A 1,542-nucleotide genomic window follows, 5' to 3' on the forward strand; every position below is an offset into this window, starting at 1 on the left:
GCCCGATCCGGGTCCCCGGCGAAGTACGCACCGAGCGGCGCCACCCGCATCGCAGCGCCGTTGCCCAGCGAGCCCGCGCCGTCGAACGCGGCCGCCGCCGCCTCGCGCCACGGCCGCCCGTCGCGGATCTCGTGCAGGATCACCACCGCGCCGCCGCCGTAGCCGCGATACGGCTCGCAGCGCTCGGCGAACGCCATGGCCAGCGCATCCTGGTCGATCCGGCCGCGGGACCGCAGCTCGGCCACGATCGAGCAGGCCATCTCCGTGTCGTCGGTCCACGGCCAGAGCCCGTCCGGCAAGCGGCCGGGAACGTTGCCCGGCACGAAATACTGCGCGCCGAGCGCGTCGCCGACCGAGAGTCCGTCGAGGCTGTCGTCGAGGGCCGTCACGAGCCTCCGCCGCCTCGGCGCATGACGATCGGGTAGACGCTCGAATACGCCTCCCAGGCCGGCTCCTGGCGCTGCGGCTCCTTCTCCTGCACCGGGACCAGCGATCGCAACAATGCCTGCACCACGTCCAGCAGGGCGACGTGCAGGCGCTGGTCGGTGACGTATCCGTGCCGGTCGACCGAGCCCGGGTCGAGCGGGATGCGGATGCAGGCCGAGCTCAAGATCTTGGCTTTCGCGTACGTGAGGACGGTCTCCAGCGTGGCCCGCGCACCCTCGTCGCGGCCCTCGGTCGCGGTGGACAGCCAGGCCACCGGCTTGCCCTTCAGGTCCTCGCCGTCGATCAGCCAGTCCAGCAGGTTCTTCAGCGAGCCGGGGAGGGTGCCGGCGTATTCGGGGGTGCAGAACAGCACGGCGTCCGAGGCGCGCACCCGATGCCGCAGCCAGTTGACCGTGTCCGGCGCGTAGCGCTCGCCCGGCACGAAGGCGGGCAGCCGGCGCAGCCCGTCGTACAGGGTCGCGTCGATCCCGGCGGGCGCGAAGTTCGCCGCCGTGCGCAGGGCGGCGGTCTGCAACGAGCCGTCGTAGGTGCTGCCGGACACCAGGAGGATGCGCGTCATGCGCAGACGATAAAGGTTCTGCGCACGCCGACGACGCTTTGCGTTCGTCCGGGCTTGATCCGTCCTGCCAACAATCGGATGCTGCTCGCACTCGCCGGGGTGGTTGGGCGGCACGTGTTGATCTTCGTGGCCGTCCGCCGGCTGCCGGCCGCGATCCGCGGCGCCCGTCGCCCGATCGAGGCCCGCCGCCTGCGGGATGTCGCCTGACGGGATGCCAACTTCGGACAGTGGGTTCCGCTCGCGTTCTCCGTAACCGATGATGATCGCGGGTGCACGATGAGTGAACGAAGCCTGCCACCGAGACTGGTGTCCGAGATCGACAGTCCGATCCGGGAGGATCGGCTCCGCGCCGTGGGCGAGCTCACCCGCCTCGTGATCGGCACCGATCTCGAGGTCGCGGCGGCCGCCCGGCGCGCCCTCGAGCGGATGACCGACGACGACAGCCGCAGCGTCGGGGCGGCGGTGGCCGGCGTGCTCGAGCGGACCACCGTGCGGGTCAACCCGGATGTCGTTGACGTCGGGCGGCACCCGCCCGA

General features: G+C 71.8%; 3 protein-coding genes and 1 pseudogene. 2 read left to right on the top strand and 2 right to left on the bottom strand.

The window, feature by feature from the left end; genetic code table 11:
• The coding region (locus AB0M20_RS42785; RefSeq protein ID WP_364307157.1) for an ADP-ribosylglycohydrolase family protein at positions 1-389 on the bottom strand (389 nt) is incomplete at its 3' end.
• Positions 386-1,006: an NAD(P)H-dependent oxidoreductase gene (locus AB0M20_RS42790; protein WP_364307159.1), complete on the bottom strand. Its 621-nt coding sequence runs from the start codon at positions 1,004-1,006 to the stop codon at positions 386-388. The genes AB0M20_RS42785 and AB0M20_RS42790, both read right to left, overlap by 4 nt.
• Before the next feature lie 54 nt (positions 1,007-1,060).
• On the opposite strand from AB0M20_RS42790, the gene AB0M20_RS42795 reads away from it, so the two are divergent.
• Positions 1,061-1,213, top strand: coding sequence for a hypothetical protein (locus tag AB0M20_RS42795; protein ID WP_364307160.1), 153 nt, complete (start codon positions 1,061-1,063; stop codon positions 1,211-1,213).
• A 69-nt stretch (positions 1,214-1,282) separates the two neighbouring features.
• Positions 1,283-1,542: pseudogene (locus tag AB0M20_RS42800) on the top strand (YncE family protein); the annotation flags it as partial.

It is taken from the genome of Actinoplanes sp. NPDC051633 (assembly GCF_040681735.1).
In the GTDB taxonomy this organism is placed as follows: Bacteria; Actinomycetota; Actinomycetes; order Mycobacteriales; family Micromonosporaceae; genus Actinoplanes.